This is a genomic window from Amycolatopsis sp. NPDC051106 (assembly GCF_040682775.1).
Taxonomy (GTDB): domain Bacteria; phylum Actinomycetota; class Actinomycetes; order Mycobacteriales; family Pseudonocardiaceae; genus Amycolatopsis.
Genome location: NZ_JBFBBQ010000106.1, coordinates 1 through 18,664, shown reverse-complemented (window position 1 = coordinate 18,664; position 18,664 = coordinate 1). Strand labels below are relative to the sequence as shown.

Genomic DNA, 18,664 nt, shown 5'->3' with positions numbered 1-18,664 from the left:
GGGTCACTCCAGCCATTCGGTGATGAAGTGGTCGCTCTCGTGGATGTGCACGGCCTCGTAGACACCGGGGCCGAGCACGGCGAACTTGTGCGGGGTGCCGGCCGGGACGACCAGCACGTCCCCGGCGCCGCCGTCGCGCTGCTCGTCGCCGACGGTGAACCGGGCCCGCCCCCGGATGATGACGAACGTTTCGGTGTAGGGATGCCGGTGCAGGCGCGGCCCGGAACCGACGACGTCGCTGCTTTCGCGGATGACGGAGATCCCGGACCCGACATCGCGTCCTTCGAAGTTCTCGCTGTCGCTCACCTGGCCAGCGTAGCGCCGGCTCAGCCCCCGACGACCTTCCTCAGCTGGCCGAGCGCCCGGTGCTGGGCGACCCGCACCGCACCCGGCGTCGAACCGACCAGCTCCGCCGTCTCCTCCGCCGACAGGCCGACCGCCACGCGCAGGACCACGATCTCCCGCTGCTTCTCCGGCAGGACTTGAAGCAGCTTCGCCATGCGCTCGCCGAGTTCGCGGCGCAGCGCGTGGTACTCCGGGTCGAGGGTGGCGTCGCTCTCCTCGGGCAGCTCGGCCACCGGCTCGTCCCACTGGCGCGCCGCGGCCTTGCGGGCGGCTTGGACCTTGTTCCGGGCGATGCCGCAGACGAAGTTCGGGAACGGCCGCTCCGGCGGCCGCCGCGGCATCGCCTTGAACAGCGCGACGCAGACGTCCTGCGCGACATCGTCGGCGGAACCCGGGTCAAGACGGGCGCGGCAGTAGCGCACGACGAGCGGCCGCGCGGCGGCCAGCAAGCGATCCGGGGCTTCGTTCACCGTGTTCATGGCTTCCCCTCCGTCCGGCCAGGAGGACTACCCGTTTTCCGGCGGGAACCGACCCGGCGCGGGTGAATTCCCCGGTGTGTCCGGGAAATCCACGCGGATGACATCGATTTCGGCGTCCGAGCGCCAGATGACCATCGGCCGGCGTGGCACTCTGGGCACATGACCTTCGGCCTGCACCACGTCCAGCTCGCCATCGAGCCGGGCAGCGAAGAGCGCTGCCGCGCCTTCTACGTCGGCGTCCTCGGTCTGACCGAAATCCCGAAGCCGCCCGCGCTGGCCGGGCGGGGCGGGCTCTGGCTGCGGGCCGGCAGCCTCGAACTCCACCTCGGCGTCGAGGCGGACTTCCGGCCTGCTCGCAAGGCCCACCCGGGCATCCTCGTGGAAGACCTGGACGACCTCGACGCATTGGCCGAGCGCCTGGCGGACCACGGCGTCGAATGGGACGACGGCTTCCCGGGCCACCGCCGCTTCTACACCCACGACTGCCTGGGCAACCGGCTGGAGTTCCTCAGTCCGGAGTGATCGTGCGGCGGTGGCCGAACAGCCGTTAGCCGCCGGTGCGGTGTCGGCCGTCGGGTGTGCTGCCTCCCGCGAACGCCTTGAATGAGTCATTCATGACCGTGGACGAGGTGAATGAGTCATTCACGGCATCGCCGGCAAGGCCGCTGACACGAGCCTGCCGAATGCCTGCCGCGATCTCGGCTTCGCAGGGATCCTGACCGGCCTCCTGCCGCGTCAGGCCTGGGCGGTCGGCCGGACGACGATCTCGTTCACGTCGACGTCCGCGGGCTGGTCGATGGCGAACGCTATGGCCCGCCCGATCGCGTCCGGCGAGATCGCCACCTCGTCCCGAACGCTGGTCAGCTGCGCCCTCTCGACCGGGTCCGTGATGCCGTCGACGAAGTCCGTCGCGATGATGCCGGGGGACACGAGCGAGACGCGCAGGTCCGGCCCGGCCTCCTGGCGCAGGCCTTCGGAAATCGTGCGGACGGCCGTCTTGGTCGCCGCGTACACCGCCATCGCCGGCACGGTCCGGTACGCCGCCGTCGACGCCGTGTGCACGAACTGGCCGGCTCCCTGCTCGCGGAACACCGGCAGGGCGGCCGCGATCCCGTTGAGCACGCCCTTCACGTTCACGTCGAACATCGCGTGCCAGTCGTCGGTGTGCAGGTCGTCGAACCGCGAAAGCGGTGCGATGCCGGCGTTGCCGACCAGGACGTCCAGCCGGCCGTGCCGATCGAGAGCCAGCCGGACCAGCGCGGTGACGTCCGAGGGGTTCCGGACGTCGGTGGGGAGCGCGACCGCGCCGAGCTTCGTGGCCAGTTCGTCCAGGCGATCCTTGCGTCGCGCGCCCAGCACGACCTTCGCGCCGCGCTCGGCCAACAGGGTCGCGGTGGCCGCGCCGATCCCGCTGCTGGCGCCGGTGATCACGACGACCTTGTTCTCGATCATGGCAGCTCCTCGATTAAGCGGACATGTGTCCGGTTGCCTTTCCGACGGTAGCGGACAGCTGTCCGCTTGGCTAGGGTGAGGGGTGTGACACCGATGCGGGCCGACGCCGAACAGAACCGTGAGCGGATCCTCGAGGTCGCGCGCACCGCGCTCAAGGCGTCGAGCGCCGCCTCGCTGCAGTCGATCGCGAAGGCGGCCGGCGTCGGCCAGGGCACGCTCTACCGCCACTTCCCCAGCCGGGAAGCGCTCCTGCTGGCCGTCTACCGGCACGACGTCCAGGAACTGATCGACGCGGCGCCGGCGTTGCTGGCCGAGCACCCGCCGGCCGAGGCGCTGCGGCGGTGGTTCGGGCGGCTGGCGGCGTACGGCCGGATCAAACACGGGGTCGGCGAGGCCGTCGAAGCCGCGACGCGCGCCGATCTCTCAGGGGAGTACTACGAGCCGACGTGCGCGGCGATCACCCTGCTGCTGGACGCGGGGAAGCGTGCGGGAACGCTCCGGCCGGACGTCGACGCCGAAGAAATCCTGCAGCTCGTCGGGTTCTTGTGGCGCTCCGATTTCGGGAAGGACCGGGAAGCGCGCACCGCGCATTTGCTGACGCTCGTGATGGACGGGCTGAAACCGCAGTAGAGGCGCGATCGACCCATTTCGATCGCGCACCGGGTCAAAGCTCCTGCTGCCGGAACGCGTCCAGCACGCGACGCTCCCTTTTGGTCGGCCGGCCCGCGCCGCGGTCGCGCCGGGCGACCGGGATCGCGGTCTCCGGGGGCGGCTTCGGCGTCCGGTCCACGTAGCACGTCACCGCGTCCGGCGCGCCCACGCGTTTCTGGATCACCCGTACCACGTCGAGGATCCTGGTCGTCCCGGCGATGCGCAGGCGGACTTCGTCGCCCGGTACCACGGTCGTCGCGGGCTTCGCCGGTTTGTCGTTGACACGCACGTGACCGCCCCGGCACGCCGCTGCCGCGTCCGGGCGGGTCTTGGTCAGCCGGACCGCCCAAAGCCAGCGGTCCACTCGGGTCGACTCCACAGTCGTCCATCATGGCCCATTCAGCGGAATCCTCGCGCAACCCGGGGAGGTTACTCACGGGTATATGTCGACTTGTCTGCACCACTGAGTTATAACCTGTTCTAATATACCTCAACGGTGAGGACTATCACATGCGTGACGAACCCGTGTGGAGAACAGCTTCTGGCGCAGTTTCCCGCCGTCTTTTCATCGCTGGAACTGGTTCTATCTTGGCGGCCGCGGCAGTGGGGAGCCGGGCGGCCGCAGCGACCATCGCCGACGCGGCCCGCGTGCCCGCCCTCGTCATCGGCTCGGGCTACGGCGGCCAGGTCACCGCCCTGCGGCTCGCGCAGGCCGGCATCGACGTGCAGCTGATCGAAATGGGCATGGCCTGGGACACGCCCGGTTCGGACGGCAAGATCTTCGCCAACACGACCACGCCCGACCAGCGCTCGTTCTGGTTGCGCACCAGGACGAAGCAGCCGCTGTCCAACTTCCTCGGGTTCCCCATTGACAAGGACATCCCGAAGTACACCGGCATCCTCGACGCCGAGGAGTTCAGCGGGATCACCGTGTACCAGGGCCGCGGCGTCGGCGGCGGCTCGCTCGTCAACGGCGGCATGGCCGTCACGCCGAAGCGGGAGAACTTCGGCGCGATCCTCCCGACCGTCAACGCCGACGAGATGTACAGCATCTACTACCCGCGCGCCAACTCCGGACTCGGCGTCGGGCTCGTCCGCCCCGACTGGTTCGAGACCGCCGAGTGCTACCAGTACGCGCGCGTCGGGCGGAAACAAGCACAGCGGTCCGGGTTCCCGTTCGTCTTCGTGCCGGACGTCTACGACTGGAACTACATGGAGCAGGAGCAGGCCAACACCGTGCCGCGCTCGGCGCTGGCCGGGGAAATCCTGTACGGCAACAACTACGGCAAGAAGTCCCTGCAGAAGACCTACCTGCCGCTGATCAAGGCGACCGGCCGCGTCACCATCTCCCCGCTGCACCGGGTGACGTCGGTGGCGCCGGCGTCCGGCGGCGGCTACACGGTCGTCATGGACCAGCTGACCACCACGGGCGCGGTGACGGCGACGAAGTCCGTGACGGCGGACAAGGTGTTCTTCGCCGCGGGCAGCGTCGGCACGAGCAAGCTGCTGGTGAAGCTGAAGGCCACCGGCGCGCTGCCCAACCTCAACGGCGAGGTCGGCAAGGGCTGGGGCGACAACGGGAACGTGATGTGCGGGCGCGCCAACCACATCTGGGACCCGACCGGCAGCCTCCAGTCGTCCATCCCGTGCGGCGGCATCGACAACTGGAACGCGGGCGGCGCGTTCGCCGAAGTCGCGCCGCTGCCGACCGGGATCGAGACGTGGGCGTCGTTCTACCTGTCGATCACGAAGAACCCGAACCGGGCCCAGTTCACCTACAACCCCTCGACGCAGAACGTGGACCTCAACTGGCAGACGGCGTGGAAGCAGCCGTCGATCGACATGGCGAAGTCCATCTTCGACAAGATCAACTCCAAGGAAGGGACGATCTACCGGACGGACCTCTTCGGGGTGTACAAGATCTGGGGCGACCACCTGACCTACCACCCGCTCGGCGGCGCGGTGCTCGGCAAGGCCACCGACAACTACGGCCGGCTGGCCGGGTACCAGGGCCTGTACGCGATCGACGGCTCCCTGATCCCGGGCAACACGAGCGTGAACCCGTTCGTCACCATCACCGCGCTGGCGGAACGGAACATCGAAAAGATCATCGCCACGGACTTCTAGCCCGGCGCAAGTCGTCGTGAGTGGGAAACAGGGTTGGAACCCTGTTTCCCACTCACGACTGGTGGGACGGGAGGACGCAGACGGTGTCGAGACCCAGGACGTGGTTGAGCCGGCCGAACGCCAGCCACGCGCCGAGGCTCATGCTCAGCTCGACGATCTCCTGCTGCGAGTAGTGCTCGCCCATCCGCTTCCAGAACTCGTCGTCGAGGTTGTGGTGGTCCAGTGTGTACCGCTCGGCGTACTCGGCCGCCAGGCGCGTCCGGTCGTCGAAGCGGTCGGTGGTGCGCCAGTCGAGGACCGCGTCCGCGAACTCCGGCTCGACCTTGACGCCGTCGCGCTCGGTGCGCCAGTCCAGGCAGAAGACGCACCCGTTGAGCTGCGCGATCCGCAGCCGCGCGGCCTCGAACTCCCGCAGCCCCAGCGTCGTGTGCGCGTAGACCGCGAGCGAGAACTGCGACGCGGCGATGCCGATGCCGGGCACCATCTCGCCCCACACGTACCCGATCGGGTCCTTGCCCTCGGGGATGTCGATGTTCACGGACGCCTCCTTCCGAGCTTGCCGGCTGCCGGGCGCAGCGGGACGTCGAGTGCGTCGTAGAGGCCGGGTTCCGCCGCGGCCAGCCAGTCGATCGCGCCGACGAGCCGGCCGACGGCGGTCGCGTTGCCGCCCGCCGACCGGTTTTCGCCCTCGTCGCTCGCCTCGACGCTGACCTCGATGCGCGGGCGGCCTTCGATGATCACGCGGTGGGCGCCGTCGCCGCTGGGCGGCGTCGGCCAGTCCGGCGCGCACGACGGGTGGATGCGCGTGACGTGCTCGATGACGATCCGCGGCTCGCCGTCGACGATGCCCTGCACCTCGAACCGCACCGCGCCCTGCGTGCCCTTCTCGAACTCGCCCATGGTGCGCGTGGAGACGGTTTCCTCGAGGGGACGCCGCTGCAGCGTCTCGCGGAGTTCGTCGACCTCGACACCCAAGCCGCGCGCGATCAGCCGGACCTGCCCGCCCCAGACCATCGACGGCACGCCGGTCATCAGCATCGGCGGGTCGTAGTCCATCGGCTGGCCCATGCCGACCAGGTACCGGACGGAGTCGGGCTGCTCGTAGGTCGAGTAGTCGAAGATCTCCTGGCAGCGGATGACGTCGACGTCGGTGCCGAGCCCGCTGATCAGCAGCGGCAGCACGTCGTTGCCCCAGCCGGGGTCGACGCCGGAGACGAACAGCGAGCCGCCGCCCTCCTTGATCGCGGCCAGCACCGGGTCACGCAGCTCGGGCGGCGCGTTGCGCTGGTCGTAGAGGGGGTAGAGCGCCGGCGTCACGACGACCGCGCCCGACCCGAGGGCGCGGACGATGTCGGCGAGCGCGTCGTCGAACCGGACGTCACCCGAAGCGGCGTAGACGACGGCTCGCGGACCCGCGCCCAGCACGGCGCCGACGTCGTCGGTGGCCGGGACGCCCAAGTCACCGACCCCCGCCAGCGCGCCCGCGTCCTTGCCGACCTTCGCCGGGTCGTGGACGAGCACCGCGGTGAGCTCCAGCGCCGGATGGGCGTCGACGGCCCGGATTGCCGCACGGCCGACGTTGCCCGTGCCCCACACCACCGTGGCGATCATTTGCCCGAGTTTTCGCCGCTTCGCCCGGGTCCGGGAAGGGAATCGTTCCGGCCAGCGGACCGCGCGGACGCGGGTAGCATGCAGTGCGTCCGAACGTCGTATCGGAGGCCAGTGAGATGACGATCGACCCGAAGCCCCGCAGCCGCACGGTGACCGACGGGATCGAGGCCGCGCCCGCGCGCGGCATGCTCCGCGCCGTCGGGATGGGGGACGGCGACTGGAAGAAACCGATCATCGGCGTCGCCAGTTCGTGGAACGAGATCACGCCGTGCAACCTCTCCCTCGACCGGCTCGCGCAGGCGTCGAAGGAGGGCGTGCACGCGGCCGGCGGCTACCCGCTGCAGTTCGGCACGATCTCGGTGTCCGACGGCATCTCCATGGGCCACGACGGGATGCACTTCTCGCTGGTGTCGAGGGAGGTCATCGCCGACTCCGTCGAGACGGTCATGCAGGCCGAGCGCCTCGACGGCTCGATCCTGCTGGCCGGGTGCGACAAGTCGCTGCCCGGCATGCTGATGGCCGCCGCGCGCCTCGACCTGGCGTCGGTGTTCCTCTACGCCGGGACCATCGCCCCCGGCTGGGTGAAGCTCACCGACGGCACCGAGAAGGACGTCACGCTCATCGACGCCTTCGAGGCCGTCGGCGCGTGCCGGGCGGGCCGCATGAAGACCGACGACCTGGACCGCATCGAACGCGCCATCTGCCCCGGCGAGGGCGCGTGCGGCGGCATGTACACGGCGAACACGATGGCGTCGGCGGCCGAGGCCATGGGGATGAGCATGCCGGGGTCGGCCGCGCCGCCGTCCGCGGACCGCCGTCGTGACCACTACGCGCACCTTTCGGGGGAAGCCGTGGTCGGGCTGCTCGAAAAGGGCATCACCGCGCGCGACATCCTGACGCGGGAAGCGTTCGAGAACGCGATCACGGTCATCATGGCCCTCGGCGGCTCGACCAACGCCGTGCTGCACCTGCTGGCCATCGCGCACGAGGCGAAGGTCGAGCTGACCCTCGACGACTTCAACCGCGTCGGCGACCGCGTCCCGCACCTGGGCGACCTCAAGCCGTTCGGCAAGTACGTCATGAACGACATCGACCGCCACGGCGGCATCCCGGTGCTGATGAAGGCCCTGCTGGACGAAGGCCTGATCCACGGCGACGCCCTGACGGTCACCGGCCGCACGGTGGCGGAGAACCTCGCCGAGCTGGACCCCGACCCGATCGACGGCGAGGTCCTGCGGCGGCTGGACAACCCGCTGCACCCGACCGGCGGCATCACCATCCTGCGCGGCTCGCTCGCGCCCGAGGGCGCCGTCGTGAAGTCCGCGGGCTTCGACACGGCCAACTTCGAAGGCCCGGCGCGCGTGTTCGAGCGCGAGCAGGAGGCGATGGCGGCGCTGAACGAGGGCCGGATCCAGGCCGGGGACGTCGTCGTCATCCGCTACGAAGGCCCCAAGGGCGGGCCGGGGATGCGCGAGATGCTCGCGATCACCGCGGCGATCAAGGGCGCCGGCCTCGGCAAGGACGTCCTCCTGCTGACCGACGGGCGCTTCTCCGGCGGCACCACCGGCCTGTGCATCGGCCACGTCGCGCCCGAAGCGGCCGACGGCGGGCCGATCGCGTTCGTCCGCACCGGCGACCGGATCGCCGTCGACATCAAGGGCCGCAGCATCGACCTGCTGGTCGACGCGGCCGAGCTGGCTCGTCGTCGCGAGGGCTGGGAGCCGCTGCCGAACAAGTTCCCGGAAGGGGTGCTCGGGAAGTACGCGAAGCTGGTCCGGTCGTCGTCCTACGGCGCCGTCACGAGCTGAACGAGCGCGCGTTTGTCGACCTTGCCCACGTCGGTGAGGGGGAGTGCGTCGGCGAAGTCCACGTTCGCCGGGACGTAGTGCTCCTGGCCGAAGGCGGCTCGCGCGTGGGCTTTCAGGTCGTCTTCGGTCACTTCGCTCGTGGTGACGACGACGGCGTGCAGCGCTTGGCCGTCTCCGGTGGCGAGGCCGAAGACGGCGGCGCTCCGCACCGCCGGGTGCGTCTCCAGGGCGTGTTCGACGACGGTGGTCGGGACCTTCGTGCCGTGGTCGCCGACCACGACGACGTCGTCGGCGCGGTCGAGCAGGTAGAGGTAGCCCTCGTCGTCGAACCGGCCGAGGTCGCCGGTGCGCAGCCAGCCGGCGCCGACCGGCGGCCCGCCGAGGTAACCGTCCATCATGGACAGTCCGCGGACCTCGACCTCGCCGTCCGCGGTGATCCGCGCTTCCATGCCGGGCACGATCCGGCCGACCGAGCCGAGCCGTTCGGGGTGGCCGACCAGTTCGGCGGCGGAGATGCTCGCGATCATCGGGGCCTCGGTGAGGCCGTAGCCCTGGCCGACGACCGGGCCGAAGACGTCGAGGGCCTGGGCGAACCGGTGTGGCGGCAGCGGCGCGGCGCCGAGGGAGAGGGAGCGGACGCTGCTGAGGTCGGTGGTCGCCCGCGCCGGGTGGTCGAGCACGGCGGCCAGGCGTGGCGGGGTCAGGGAGAGCGTGTCGATGCGGTGTTCTTCGATGGCGTGGAGGACGGCTCCCGCGTCGAAACCGTCCTGGAGCACCACGGTGTCGCCGCGCAGGAGGGCGCCGAGCACGGTGGCGTTGCCGGTCATGTGCGTCATCGGTGCGACGAGCAGGGTGCGGCCGGGGCCGTCCGGGTTCGGCGTGAAGATGTACGCCATGCCGTCGTAGATGCCGCTGTGGCGGATGAGCTTCGGGGTACCGGTGGTGCCGCCGGTGGGGAAGAGGAGGGTGACGGTTTCGGGCGGGTCCAGGGGCTCGGGCTCGCCGTCGAGGTCGTCGAGGGTGCGGACGTCGCCTGGCCGGTCCTGTGGCCAGTCCTGTGGCCGGTCGGTGACGACGGTGGCGCCCCTGGCCGCGGCGAGCCGGTCCTGGGTCGGCGCCGAGGCCGGGACCATGAGCACGGTCGCGCCGCGCAGGAGGGCGGCGAGCTGCACGAGCAGCGTCTCCGGCCGGTTGCGCAGGTCGACGGCGACGGTCCCGGTCGTGTCCAGCCCGGCGTGCAGCCGGCGCAGGCGGTCGCGGGCCTGGTGGTAGGTCGTGACGCCGCCGGAGTGGAACAGGACACGATCGCCGCCGTCGTCGAGCGCGGCGAGCACTTTCGTCAGGAAGAAGCTCACCCGCGGGACGGTACTCAGTGAGGCTCGTCCAGCCGCGGCCCGACGCAGGACTTCGCAGGTGGTCCGCGGCCCGCGTGCGGGGCGGGCTGAGCCTCAGTCCTGGTAAGACAGCTTCGCGAGTTCCTCGTCGAAGTCGAACCAGTCCGTCTCGCTCCCGGCCGGGATGGCGTCGTAGGTCCGGTCGAGGAAGGCGGCGATCTCCTTCGCGGGCGCCTCGAGCACGGCGGCGCCGTCGGGGGAGTTGAGCTCCACGAGGACCAGCGCGGGGTCGTCGGCGGGCCCGATGCGGACGTCACCGTCGCCGCGGCGGGCGAGCAGGCCGTCGGCGAGCAGGTCGCGCCCGAAGAGCCACCGGACGGCGCTCGGGCCGGCGTGCAGCACCACGGCGACCGCGTAGGGGTCACGGGTGTCGTACTCCAGCTCGGTCGGCACCGGCCGCGGCGCCGCCCCGAAGGTGCGGAGGCCGAAGTCGAAGCTGGCACTGGTCACGCTGTGCGGGTCGGCCATGGGGACCGCCTTTGCTACTCGTCGGTTAACTTCGTCTGGTTCCAGGGATAACCCATAGTCAGTTCAACGCCCAGCGTTCCGAAAAACTTTCACACTCTGGGGTGATCAAGAAGTGTCCGAGGTCACCGTCCGCGTGGCCGAACGGGCAATTTCCTCACCTGGTGTGAGCGGTCTATATGAAGTCGATGCATAAGTGTAGTCACTACACCTTCGGCATCAATGCACCTTGCGGCCGGTGCGCGACTGGATTCACTACATGACTGGATCGGGTGCGCGGCTGAATTCGCTACATGACTCGACCCACCGCAGGACTGGACCACCGCAGGACTCGACCAACCGCAGGACTGGATCAGTGCATGACTGGACCCACTCCATGACTGGATTGGGTGCATGACTGGATTCGTTGCACAACTGAAGTGACTCCACTTTTGGAGCCGATGCGCGACTGAGGTCACCCCAGAAGTTGAGCAACTCCGGAGGTTGAGTCGCTGCGCATCCAAAAGTCCCCACGAACCCCGCCGCCCACAACTCGACGCCAGGCTTTCGGAGCCGTCGCACCCCCGGATGGGTCCCGGCGCCGGAGTTGCACCGTCCGGGTGGGAAGCGCCACCCCACACCAGTCCGCGACGCCGTCCGGCCGCGAACGCCTCCCACAAGCAGGGTGAGGTGGAGGGTGCCGGGCATGGGAGAGCGAGGGCGGCTGCGGCTGCAACCGGACGGAGAGCCGGTGCCCGCGGCGAACGCCGAGGAGCTGCTCCGGCGCGTCGCGGCGGGGGACGAATCCGCCTTCGCGGCGCTGTACGACTTCATCGCCGGACCGGTGCTCGGCTTGGTGACGCGCGTCCTGCGCAACCACGCCCAAGCCGAGGAAGTGGCGCAGGAGGTGCTGGTGGAGGTGTGGCGCAAAGCCACGAGGTACGTCCCGGAGCGCGGCAGCGCGCTGTCGTGGGTGCTGACGATCGCCCACCGCCGGGCCGTGGACCGCGTGCGCTCGCACCAGGCCGTGCTCGACCGTGAGGACCGGGCGGGCCGGATGGATGTGCGGCGGCCGTTCGACGAGGTCACCGAGTCCACTTTGGCCACTCTCGACCAGCAGCGGGTGCGGCAGTGCCTCGCCCAGCTCACCGATCTCCAGCGCGAGTCGATCGTGCTGGCGTACTACAACGGCTACACCTATCCCGAGGTCGCCGAGGTGCTGAAGGTGGCGCCCGGGACCGTGAAAACCCGCATCCGGGACGGTTTGATCCGGCTGCGTGACTGCCTGGGGGTGGATCGATGACCGCCGAGCTGCACACGCTGACCGGGGCCTACGCGCTGGACGCGGTGTCCGATGTGGAGCGTGCCGGGTTCGAACGGCACCTCGCTGAATGCGCCGCGTGCCGCCAGGAGGTGGCCGAGCTGCGGGCGACCGGTACCTGGCTCGGCGTGGCCGAGGCCGTCGGGCCGCCGCCGGAGCTGAAGGCGCTGGTGCTCGCCGAGACGGCCCGCACCCGCCAGCTGCCGCCACGGGTCACAGCGCCCGGAAAACGACGGCGCACCAAGGCTTTCGGGCTGCGCGTCGCGCTGTTCGGGGCCGCCGCTGCCGCCGTCGTCGCGGTCGGGGTCGGCGTCGTCACGACGTCCGCGCCGCCGGCTCCGGTCGACTCGGTGCTGTCCGCGCCGGACGCGACCGCCATCCAGAGCGCCGGTGAGGGCAGCGCGACGCTCGTCGTCTCACGCAGCCGGAACCAGGCCGTCCTGCTCGCTTCCGGGCTGCCCGCTCTCGACGCCGGGCACGTCTACCAGGTGTGGATGATCCGCGCCGGGGAAGCACTCTCGGCGGGGATCCTGCAGCCGCGGATGCTGATGTCCGACCTCCCGCCCGGCATCGACCGGATCGGGATCACCGTCGAACCCACGGGTGGTTCGGCCGGTCCCACGACCCCGGCGGTCACCCGGATCTCCCTGACCTAGTGCCACGACTGGAGAACCATGAGCACGTCAACGGCCGAACAAGCCTCGCCGGCACCCGGTGAGGCGCCCGAGCCCCGGCTGAGCCGCCGGGTGGCCGCCCTCCTGGGCGTCCTGGCGCTCGCGGCGGCGCTGGCGGCGGGACACCTCGTCGCCGGCCTCGTCGGCATCAACGCTTCGCCGTACCTCGCGGTGGGCAACGGCGCCATCGACCTGACCCCGGTGGAGCTCAAGGACTTCGCGGTCCGCACCTTCGGCACGTACGACAAGCTCGTGCTGCTCGCGGGGATGGCCGCGGTCATGGTGGTCGTGTCGGCGGTGGCGGGTCTCCTCTCGCGCCGCACGCCGTGGCCGGGGCTCGTCGTGGTCACCGGGTTCGGCCTGGTCGGCCTCGTCGCGGTGTACGAACGACCCGACCTCGACGCGCTCGCGCTGCTCGCCCCGCTGGCGAGCCTGGTCACCGGGGTCGCGGTGTTCGCCCTGCTGCACCGCCTGGCCCGGCGCGACGCCGCGCCGCAACCCGCCGGGGGCTCGTCGCGCCGGACGGTGCTGCTGGCCGGCGCCGGCGTGGTCGCCGGAGCCGGGGTCGCCGGGCTCGGCGGGCAGCTGCTCGCCGGCAGCCGGGACGCGGCGTCGTCGCGCGAGGCGGTTGGGCGGCTGGTCCCGGCCCGGACCGCGCCGATGATCCCGGCGGACGCCGACTTCGCGAAGCTGGGCACCCCGACGTTCCTCACCCGCAACTCGGACTTCTACCGCGTGGACACCGCGTTGTCGGTCCCCCAGGTGCGGACCGAGGACTGGAGCCTGCGGCTGCACGGCATGGTCGACCGCGAGATCCGTTACGGTTATGGGGACATCCGAAACCGGCCGCTCGTGGAACGCACGATCACGATGACGTGCGTCTCCAACGAGGTCGGCGGCACCTACGTGTCGACGGCGAACTTCCTCGGCGTCGACCTCGCGGACCTGCTCGAGGAGGCCGGCGTGCGCCCCGGCGCCGAGCAGCTCTTCTCGTCCAGTGTGGACGGCTGGACGTCCGGCAGCCCCCTTGCCGCGGCGATGGACCGTGGACGCGGCGCCATGCTCGCGATCGGCATGAACGGCGAACCGCTGCCGATCGAGCACGGTTTTCCGGCGAGGCTGGTGATACCCGGGTTGTACGGCTACGTGTCGGCCACGAAATGGGTGACCGACCTCGAAGTGACGACCTGGCAGGCGCGGCAGGCGTATTGGCTGAAACGCGGCTGGGGCCGGGAAGCGCCGATCAAGACGGAATCGCGGATCGACACGCCGAAGGGGTTCGAAACCGTCCCCAGTGGAAAGGTGCGCGTGGCCGGGATCGCGTGGGCGCAGCACACCGGCGTCGACCGGGTCGAAGTGCGGATCGACGACGGCCCGTGGCGCGAAGCCATGCTATCGCAGCAAGTGAATCTCGAAACCTGGCGCATGTGGTGGATCGAGTTCGACGCCACGCCCGGCGGCCACCAGGTCGTCTGCCGGGCGACCGACAAAAACGGCTACACGCAGACCGACCTGCGCGCCGGAACCGTTCCCGACGGGGCCACCGGGTGGCACGGCATCAATTTCACCGCCCGGTGACGCGCATCACCCGATCGGACGCCAATCCGTTTCCGATCCAGCCCCGAATCATCCGCAAGAAGAAGTTCACAGCCGCTTTTTTGGAGTGATTTTCGTGACCAAGCTTCGTGTCGCCGGAATCGGTTTCGCCGCCGTGGCCGCGCTTTCGCTGACCGCGTGCAGCGGCAGCGACACCGCTTCCTCCGGGAGCTCCAGCAGTGCCCCGGCCCCCGCACCGTCCTCGTCGATGGCCGCACCCCCGACCGACTCCGCCGCGTCCAACGGCGTGACCACCAACGCCGACGTCTTCGGGCCGGCCTGTTCGCAGCTGCCGCAGGGGTCCGCGCCCGGCTCGCTCGACTCGATGGGCCCGCAGCCGGTCGCGTCGGCCGCGTCGACGAACCCGCTGCTGACCAAGCTGGTGGCGGCCGTCAAGGCCACCAACCTGGTCGACACCCTCAACAGCCAGCAGGCCATCACCGTGTTCGCGCCGGCCGACCCGGCGTTCGCCGCGCTGGGCGACGCCAAGTTCACCGAGCTGGCGGGCAAGCCGGCCGAGCTGGCGCCGATCCTGCAGTACCACGTCGTCGGCAAGCGCTACGACGCCAAGGGCCTCGAGTCGGCCGGCACCCTGGAGTCGCTGAACACCGCCGGCGGCCCGCTCAAGATCGAGGGCTCGGGCGACAACATGACCGTCAACGGCGCGAAGATCCTGTGTGGCAACGTCCCCACGAAGAACGCCACGGTCTTCGTGATCGACAAGGTCCTGACCCCGGGCACCAACAAGTAGGTCAGGACTTCCGGCCCAGCGCCGGACCGAGGCGTTCCGCGATGTCGGTGAGGATCTGCACGTAATCTTCGTGTTCGAAGGTGAACGGCAGGGCGAAAGCCACCTCATCGACCTCGCGGAACGCCTTGTGCGCGTGGAGCCGTTCGGCGATCTCGGCCGACGTGCCCACGAAGTCGGGGGAGAACAGCATTCGCGCCGGGCCCTGCGGTTCCGCGGTGCGGGGAAGCCGCTTCTCCGCGTACGCCTCGTATTTCGCGCGTTGCTCCGGCGTCGCGCTGTCGGTCGGGATGACGACCAGTCCCTGCGAGACGCGGGCGGTCGCACCGTCCGGATGATGGGAGCGGAACGCCTTGATGTGCGCAAGCTGGATCTCGGCGAAGTCGCTGCTGTCACCATCGGCCTTGACCACGCTGCTGGTCAGGAAGTTCATCGCGTGCTTGCCGGCCCACTCGGCCGAGCGCAGGCTCGCGCCGCCGTACCACAGGCGGTCGCCGAGTCCGGGCGCCTGCGGCTGGACCCGGTCGGAGAACACCTCGAAGCCCTGCGTCCCGCTGAATCCGGTGGCCGGCTTGCCGCGCACGAAACCGAGCAGCCGTTCCACCCGGTCGTAGGAGAAGTCTTCGACGTCGGCGGTGTCCGGGTAGAGGGCCTGCTTGACGTCGTCCCACCGCATCGGCGGCCCGACGCTGAGCCCCGGGTTGAGCCGGCCGCCCGAGAGCAGGTCGACGGTGGCCAGATCCTCGGCCAGTCGCAGCGGGTTCTCCCAGCCGAGCGGGATGACGGCGGTCCCGAGCTCGATCCGGCGTGTCCGCTGGGAAGCGGCGGCGAGCACGGCGACGGGCGAGGAAATGCCGTGCTGCAGGTGCCGGTGCCGCACCCAGGCGCTGTCGAACCCGAGCTGTTCGCCGAGCTCGATGATCTCGAGGGTCGACTCGTGCCCCCGCCGCGGGTCGGCGGGGTCGAACAGGCCGATGGTCAGGAAGCCGAGCTTCCGCAGTGGTCGCGACACACCGACGATTCTGCCTCCGGCCGGGCCGCGGTCCCACCTGGTGGACTACCGCTCCCGCAGCCGGTCCAGGCCGTCGAGGACGATGTCCAGCCCGAACTCGAACTCGAACTGGTCGTCGCACCAGCCCAGCGTCGAATCCGGGTCGTCGTGGGCGATCTCGCTCAGCATTCCGGCCAGGTTCGGCAGCTGCGCCGCCAGGTCCGCGGGGACCTCGGCCGACGCGCCCGCGCCCGGGTCGAACAGCTCCTGGCTGAAGCCCAGCGCCCGGCTGCCGAGCGCGTGCAGCGCGTGGTGGATCCGGTCGTGCGAGAACCCGCCTTCGCGCATCACGCCGACCAGGCTGTCGTAGTACTTCAGCACGGCGAGGCTCGTCGACGACCGCGTCTCGAACAGCGCCGGCGCCCAGCGGTGGCGGAGGAACACCTGACGGGCCGCGAGGATGCGCCGGCGGGCCGTCCGCTGCCAGTCCGGACCGTCTTCCAGGCGCGCGACGGCTTCGTTGATCTCCTGCGCCACAACGTCGACGATCCCGTCGAGCACGTCCTCCTTCTTGGCCACGTGGTAGTAGAGCGACATCGCTTCGGCGCCGAGCTCCTCCGCGAGCCGGCGCATCGTCACCGCGGGCAGGCCGTGCTCGTCGGCGAGCGCGACGGCCGCCCGCAGCACGCGCTCCCGGCTCAACGGGCTCCGGGCTTCGGTGGTCACGCCCAAGATCGTACAACGTAAGGCACCTTGACCCCGTGCTCGGCCCGCAGCTACCTTACGACGTAAGACTTACGACGTAAGGGAGACGTGATGAAGGCTTTCGTCCAGCGTGTGTACGGCCCACCGGACAGCCTGACCTGGGAAGACGTGCCCGATCCGGTACCGGGCGACGGCGAAGTGCTGGTGCGGGTGCACGCCACGTCGATCAACCCGTACGACTGGCACTTCCTGAGAGGCGAACCCCACGTGGCGCGCCTGATGACCGGGGGCTTCGGCCTGCGCCGCCCGCCGGTCGGCGTCCTCGGCTGCGACCTGGCGGGCCGGGTCGAGACGGCGGGGACGAAGTTCGCCCCCGGTGACGACGTCTACGCCCTCTTGCCGCGGGGTGCCCACGCCGAGTACGTCTGCGTGCCCGAAAGCCTGCTGGCGCCGATGCCGGCGAACCTGACCCACGAGCAGGCGGCGACGATGCCGATGGCCGCCGTGACCGCGCTGCTCTCCTTGCGCGGGGTGGGACCCGGGCAGCGGGTGCTGGTCAACGGCGCTTCCGGCGGCGTCGGCACCTTCGCCGTCCAGCTGGCGCGAGCTTTGGGGGCCGAGGTCGACGCCGTCTGCGGCCCGGCGAACGTCGACCTCGTCCGCTCGCTCGGTGCGGAGCACGTCGTCGACCACCGCTCGGCGGACTTCACCCGCAGTGGGCGGAGCTACGACTTCGTGCTGGACATCGCCGGCGGCCGGTCCGTGTTCGCGTGCCGCCGGGTGCTGCAGCGCGACGGCACGTTCGTCGCCGTCGGTGGCCCGGCCGGGCGCCGGCTGCAGCCCGCCGGGCACGTCTTCGCCGCGCTGGCCGCGGGCCCTTTCGCGCGACGGCGAGTGGTGCTCGCCGACGCGGTCGCCTGCCCGGACAAGGCGGCCGTCCTGAATGAGCTGGCCGCGTTCGCCGAGCGCGGCCGGCTCACGCCGGTCATCGACCGGACCTACCCGTTCGACGGCCTGCGTGCCGCGTTCGCCTACCAGGAAGCCGGGCACGCCAAGGGAAAGGTGGTCGTCTCCCTCGGCGTGCCCGGCTGACCGGTCAGCCGTTGTGCGGGCAGTTGCCCCGGTAGTCCGAAATGGACAGGCTGGTGCTCGGGATCGGGCAGAGGAACTGTTCGTAGCGGGTGTCGTTGTCGATGAACCGCTTGAGCCAGGAGAGGGTGTACTTCGCGATCGTCGTGTTCGACGAGTTGGGCGCGAAGTGGCTGGCGCCGCGCAGTTCGAGGTACGCCTTGTCCAGAGAGGACGGCAGGCTGTTGTAGAAGGGGATCGAGTGCGAGGCCACCGGGGCGACGGTGTCCGCCTCCGCCCCGACGACGAGCGTCGGCACGCGGACCGTCGACCAGGTCTTGGTCAGGTTCCAGCCGGTCAGCGGGATCGCGGCCTGCAGCGACGGCCGGGAGCGCGCCGCCTCGAGCGTGCCGCCGCCGCCCATCGAGTGCCCGACGACGCCGAGCCGGCTGCTGTCGATGCGGGAACGCACCGAGCTCTGCTGGGTGAGGTAGTCGAGCGAGGCCAGCAGCTGCCGGCCCCGGCTGTCGGGCTGGTCGCTGGTGGTCAGGGTGTCGATCGTGAAGACCACGAAGCCCTGCGAGGCGAGCCGCGGGCCCAGCCAGGCGATGCTCGACTGGAGCGCGGTGAAGCCGGGCGCGATCGAGATGGCCCCGAACGTGCCCGCGGTCGTGCTCGTCGGGTAGTAGATAGTGCCGCCGCCGAAGCCGGAGACGGCCAGCCGCGACACCGTGACAGTGCTGGTGGCGAAGCTGCCGCGACTCGCTTCGATGCTGGAGGTGGTCGGCGCGGGGCCGCGTTCGTAGGGGTTCTCGGCGGCGGGCGCCGGAGCGGCGACACCGGTGGTCAGCGCGAGCGCGGCCAGGACGACGCCGGCGGCTTTGGCGCGCCACCCCCGGCGGAGGGAAACTTTCTCACCCGGGCCAGACGACGTCGGCGGGCTGGTGAGTACGGACATGGATCGCTCTCTTTCCCCGGGCAGGCGAAAGCGCGCCCGGACACAGGCGGGCGGATCGACGGAACCGTTGCACGGCAACGCAGGAGGTGCCGCGTGCGGGGCGCGGGGTAACCGCTTTCCCGTGCTGCTATGAAACACTTCAGCGAAATGTTCCACAACACCCGAATGGGTGAGTAGTTGACCGACTGGGCGCTTGCTCAGTGAAGAGACCGACCTTGGTGCGGGTAGGCCGGCCCGACGTCATGAACGAGTCGTTCCCCGCGTCGAAGGCCGCACTTTCATATGAAAGTGC

At 70.3% G+C, this 18,664-nt stretch carries 20 protein-coding genes; 9 read left to right on the top strand and 11 right to left on the bottom strand.

The window, feature by feature from the left end; all coding sequences use genetic code 11:
• Nucleotides 1-3 precede the first annotated feature (3 nt).
• Both AB0M83_RS42330 and AB0M83_RS42325 read right to left on the bottom strand, forming a co-directional pair.
• The gene (locus tag AB0M83_RS42330) at nt 4-306 is read right to left on the bottom strand and encodes a cupin domain-containing protein (protein WP_364526494.1); all 303 of its coding nucleotides are present in this window, start codon (nt 304-306) and stop codon (nt 4-6) included.
• Between the two features lie 20 nt (nt 307-326).
• Nucleotides 327-824: a sigma-70 family RNA polymerase sigma factor gene (locus tag AB0M83_RS42325; RefSeq protein ID WP_364526492.1), complete on the bottom strand. Its 498-nt coding sequence runs from the start codon at nt 822-824 to the stop codon at nt 327-329.
• A gap of 159 nt (nt 825-983) precedes the next feature.
• Between AB0M83_RS42325 and AB0M83_RS42320 the strand changes: the two genes are divergently transcribed.
• Nucleotides 984-1,346, top strand: coding sequence for a VOC family protein (locus AB0M83_RS42320; protein WP_364526490.1), 363 nt, complete (start codon nt 984-986; stop codon nt 1,344-1,346).
• Between the two features lie 213 nt (nt 1,347-1,559).
• Here AB0M83_RS42320 and AB0M83_RS42315 read toward each other — a convergent pair whose 3' ends face one another.
• Nucleotides 1,560-2,276, bottom strand: a complete 717-nt coding sequence (locus AB0M83_RS42315; RefSeq protein WP_364526488.1) for an SDR family oxidoreductase — start codon at nt 2,274-2,276, stop codon at nt 1,560-1,562.
• A gap of 93 nt (nt 2,277-2,369) precedes the next feature.
• On the opposite strand from AB0M83_RS42315, the gene AB0M83_RS42310 reads away from it, so the two are divergent.
• The gene (locus AB0M83_RS42310) at nt 2,370-2,906 is read left to right on the top strand and encodes a TetR/AcrR family transcriptional regulator (RefSeq protein WP_364526512.1); all 537 of its coding nucleotides are present in this window, start codon (nt 2,370-2,372) and stop codon (nt 2,904-2,906) included.
• 34 nt (nt 2,907-2,940) lie between these two features.
• On the opposite strand, the gene AB0M83_RS42305 is transcribed toward AB0M83_RS42310, so the two are convergent.
• Nucleotides 2,941-3,291 (bottom strand): RNA-binding S4 domain-containing protein, encoded by a 351-nt coding sequence (locus tag AB0M83_RS42305; RefSeq protein ID WP_364526486.1) that lies wholly within the window; start codon nt 3,289-3,291, stop codon nt 2,941-2,943.
• A 224-nt stretch (nt 3,292-3,515) separates the two neighbouring features.
• Between AB0M83_RS42305 and AB0M83_RS42300 the strand changes: the two genes are divergently transcribed.
• The gene (locus AB0M83_RS42300) at nt 3,516-5,054 is read left to right on the top strand and encodes a GMC oxidoreductase (protein ID WP_364526484.1); all 1,539 of its coding nucleotides are present in this window, start codon (nt 3,516-3,518) and stop codon (nt 5,052-5,054) included.
• Nucleotides 5,055-5,106: 52 nt separating this feature from the next.
• Here the strand turns inward: AB0M83_RS42300 and AB0M83_RS42295 are convergent, their stop codons facing one another.
• Both AB0M83_RS42295 and AB0M83_RS42290 read right to left on the bottom strand, forming a co-directional pair.
• Nucleotides 5,107-5,592 carry a carboxymuconolactone decarboxylase family protein gene (locus AB0M83_RS42295; RefSeq protein ID WP_364526482.1) on the bottom strand — a complete coding sequence of 162 codons (486 nt, stop codon included), beginning with the start codon at nt 5,590-5,592 and terminating at the stop codon, nt 5,107-5,109.
• On the bottom strand, nt 5,589-6,665 hold the full coding sequence (locus AB0M83_RS42290; RefSeq protein WP_364526480.1) for a dihydrodipicolinate reductase: 1,077 nt from the start codon (nt 6,663-6,665) through the stop codon (nt 5,589-5,591). The genes AB0M83_RS42295 and AB0M83_RS42290 overlap by 4 nt, the downstream gene beginning before the upstream one ends.
• 116 nt (nt 6,666-6,781) lie before the next feature.
• Between AB0M83_RS42290 and ilvD the strand changes: the two genes are divergently transcribed.
• Nucleotides 6,782-8,473 (top strand): dihydroxy-acid dehydratase, encoded by a 1,692-nt coding sequence (gene ilvD, locus AB0M83_RS42285; RefSeq protein WP_364526478.1) that lies wholly within the window; start codon nt 6,782-6,784, stop codon nt 8,471-8,473.
• Here ilvD and AB0M83_RS42280 read toward each other — a convergent pair.
• Nucleotides 8,452-9,828, bottom strand: a complete 1,377-nt coding sequence (locus AB0M83_RS42280) for a fatty acid--CoA ligase family protein (protein ID WP_364526476.1) — start codon at nt 9,826-9,828, stop codon at nt 8,452-8,454. The genes ilvD and AB0M83_RS42280 overlap by 22 nt on opposite strands.
• A gap of 93 nt (nt 9,829-9,921) precedes the next feature.
• Nucleotides 9,922-10,335, bottom strand: a complete 414-nt coding sequence (locus AB0M83_RS42275; RefSeq protein ID WP_364526474.1) for an SsgA family sporulation/cell division regulator — start codon at nt 10,333-10,335, stop codon at nt 9,922-9,924.
• A 682-nt stretch (nt 10,336-11,017) separates the two neighbouring features.
• Between AB0M83_RS42275 and sigK the strand changes: the two genes are divergently transcribed.
• From sigK to AB0M83_RS42255, 4 genes are all read left to right on the top strand, one after another.
• Entirely contained in the window at nt 11,018-11,614 is a 597-nt protein-coding gene (gene sigK, locus AB0M83_RS42270) for an ECF RNA polymerase sigma factor SigK (protein ID WP_364526472.1), read from the top strand.
• Nucleotides 11,611-12,288 carry an anti-sigma factor gene (locus AB0M83_RS42265; RefSeq protein ID WP_364526471.1) on the top strand — a complete coding sequence of 226 codons (678 nt, stop codon included), beginning with the start codon at nt 11,611-11,613 and terminating at the stop codon, nt 12,286-12,288. The genes sigK and AB0M83_RS42265 overlap by 4 nt, the downstream gene beginning before the upstream one ends.
• 18 nt (nt 12,289-12,306) lie before the next feature.
• Nucleotides 12,307-13,884, top strand: coding sequence for a molybdopterin-dependent oxidoreductase (locus AB0M83_RS42260; protein WP_364526469.1), 1,578 nt, complete (start codon nt 12,307-12,309; stop codon nt 13,882-13,884).
• A 94-nt stretch (nt 13,885-13,978) separates the two neighbouring features.
• Nucleotides 13,979-14,653 carry a fasciclin domain-containing protein gene (locus AB0M83_RS42255; RefSeq protein ID WP_364526467.1) on the top strand — a complete coding sequence of 225 codons (675 nt, stop codon included), beginning with the start codon at nt 13,979-13,981 and terminating at the stop codon, nt 14,651-14,653.
• Nucleotide 14,654: 1 nt separating this feature from the next.
• On the opposite strand, the gene AB0M83_RS42250 is transcribed toward AB0M83_RS42255, so the two are convergent.
• Together AB0M83_RS42250 and AB0M83_RS42245 are read right to left on the bottom strand one after the other, a co-directional pair.
• A complete protein-coding gene (locus AB0M83_RS42250) occupies nt 14,655-15,662 on the bottom strand; it encodes an LLM class flavin-dependent oxidoreductase (protein ID WP_364526465.1) in 1,008 nt (335 codons plus the stop codon).
• Nucleotides 15,663-15,707: 45 nt separating this feature from the next.
• Entirely contained in the window at nt 15,708-16,367 is a 660-nt protein-coding gene (locus AB0M83_RS42245) for a TetR/AcrR family transcriptional regulator C-terminal domain-containing protein (protein WP_364526464.1), read from the bottom strand.
• Nucleotides 16,368-16,457: 90 nt separating this feature from the next.
• On the opposite strand from AB0M83_RS42245, the gene AB0M83_RS42240 reads away from it, so the two are divergent.
• Nucleotides 16,458-17,438, top strand: coding sequence for an NAD(P)-dependent alcohol dehydrogenase (locus AB0M83_RS42240; RefSeq protein WP_364526462.1), 981 nt, complete (start codon nt 16,458-16,460; stop codon nt 17,436-17,438).
• A 4-nt stretch (nt 17,439-17,442) separates the two neighbouring features.
• Here the strand turns inward: AB0M83_RS42240 and AB0M83_RS42235 are convergent, their stop codons facing one another.
• Nucleotides 17,443-18,372 (bottom strand): dienelactone hydrolase family protein, encoded by a 930-nt coding sequence (locus AB0M83_RS42235; RefSeq protein WP_364526460.1) that lies wholly within the window; start codon nt 18,370-18,372, stop codon nt 17,443-17,445.
• Nucleotides 18,373-18,664 lie beyond the last annotated feature (292 nt).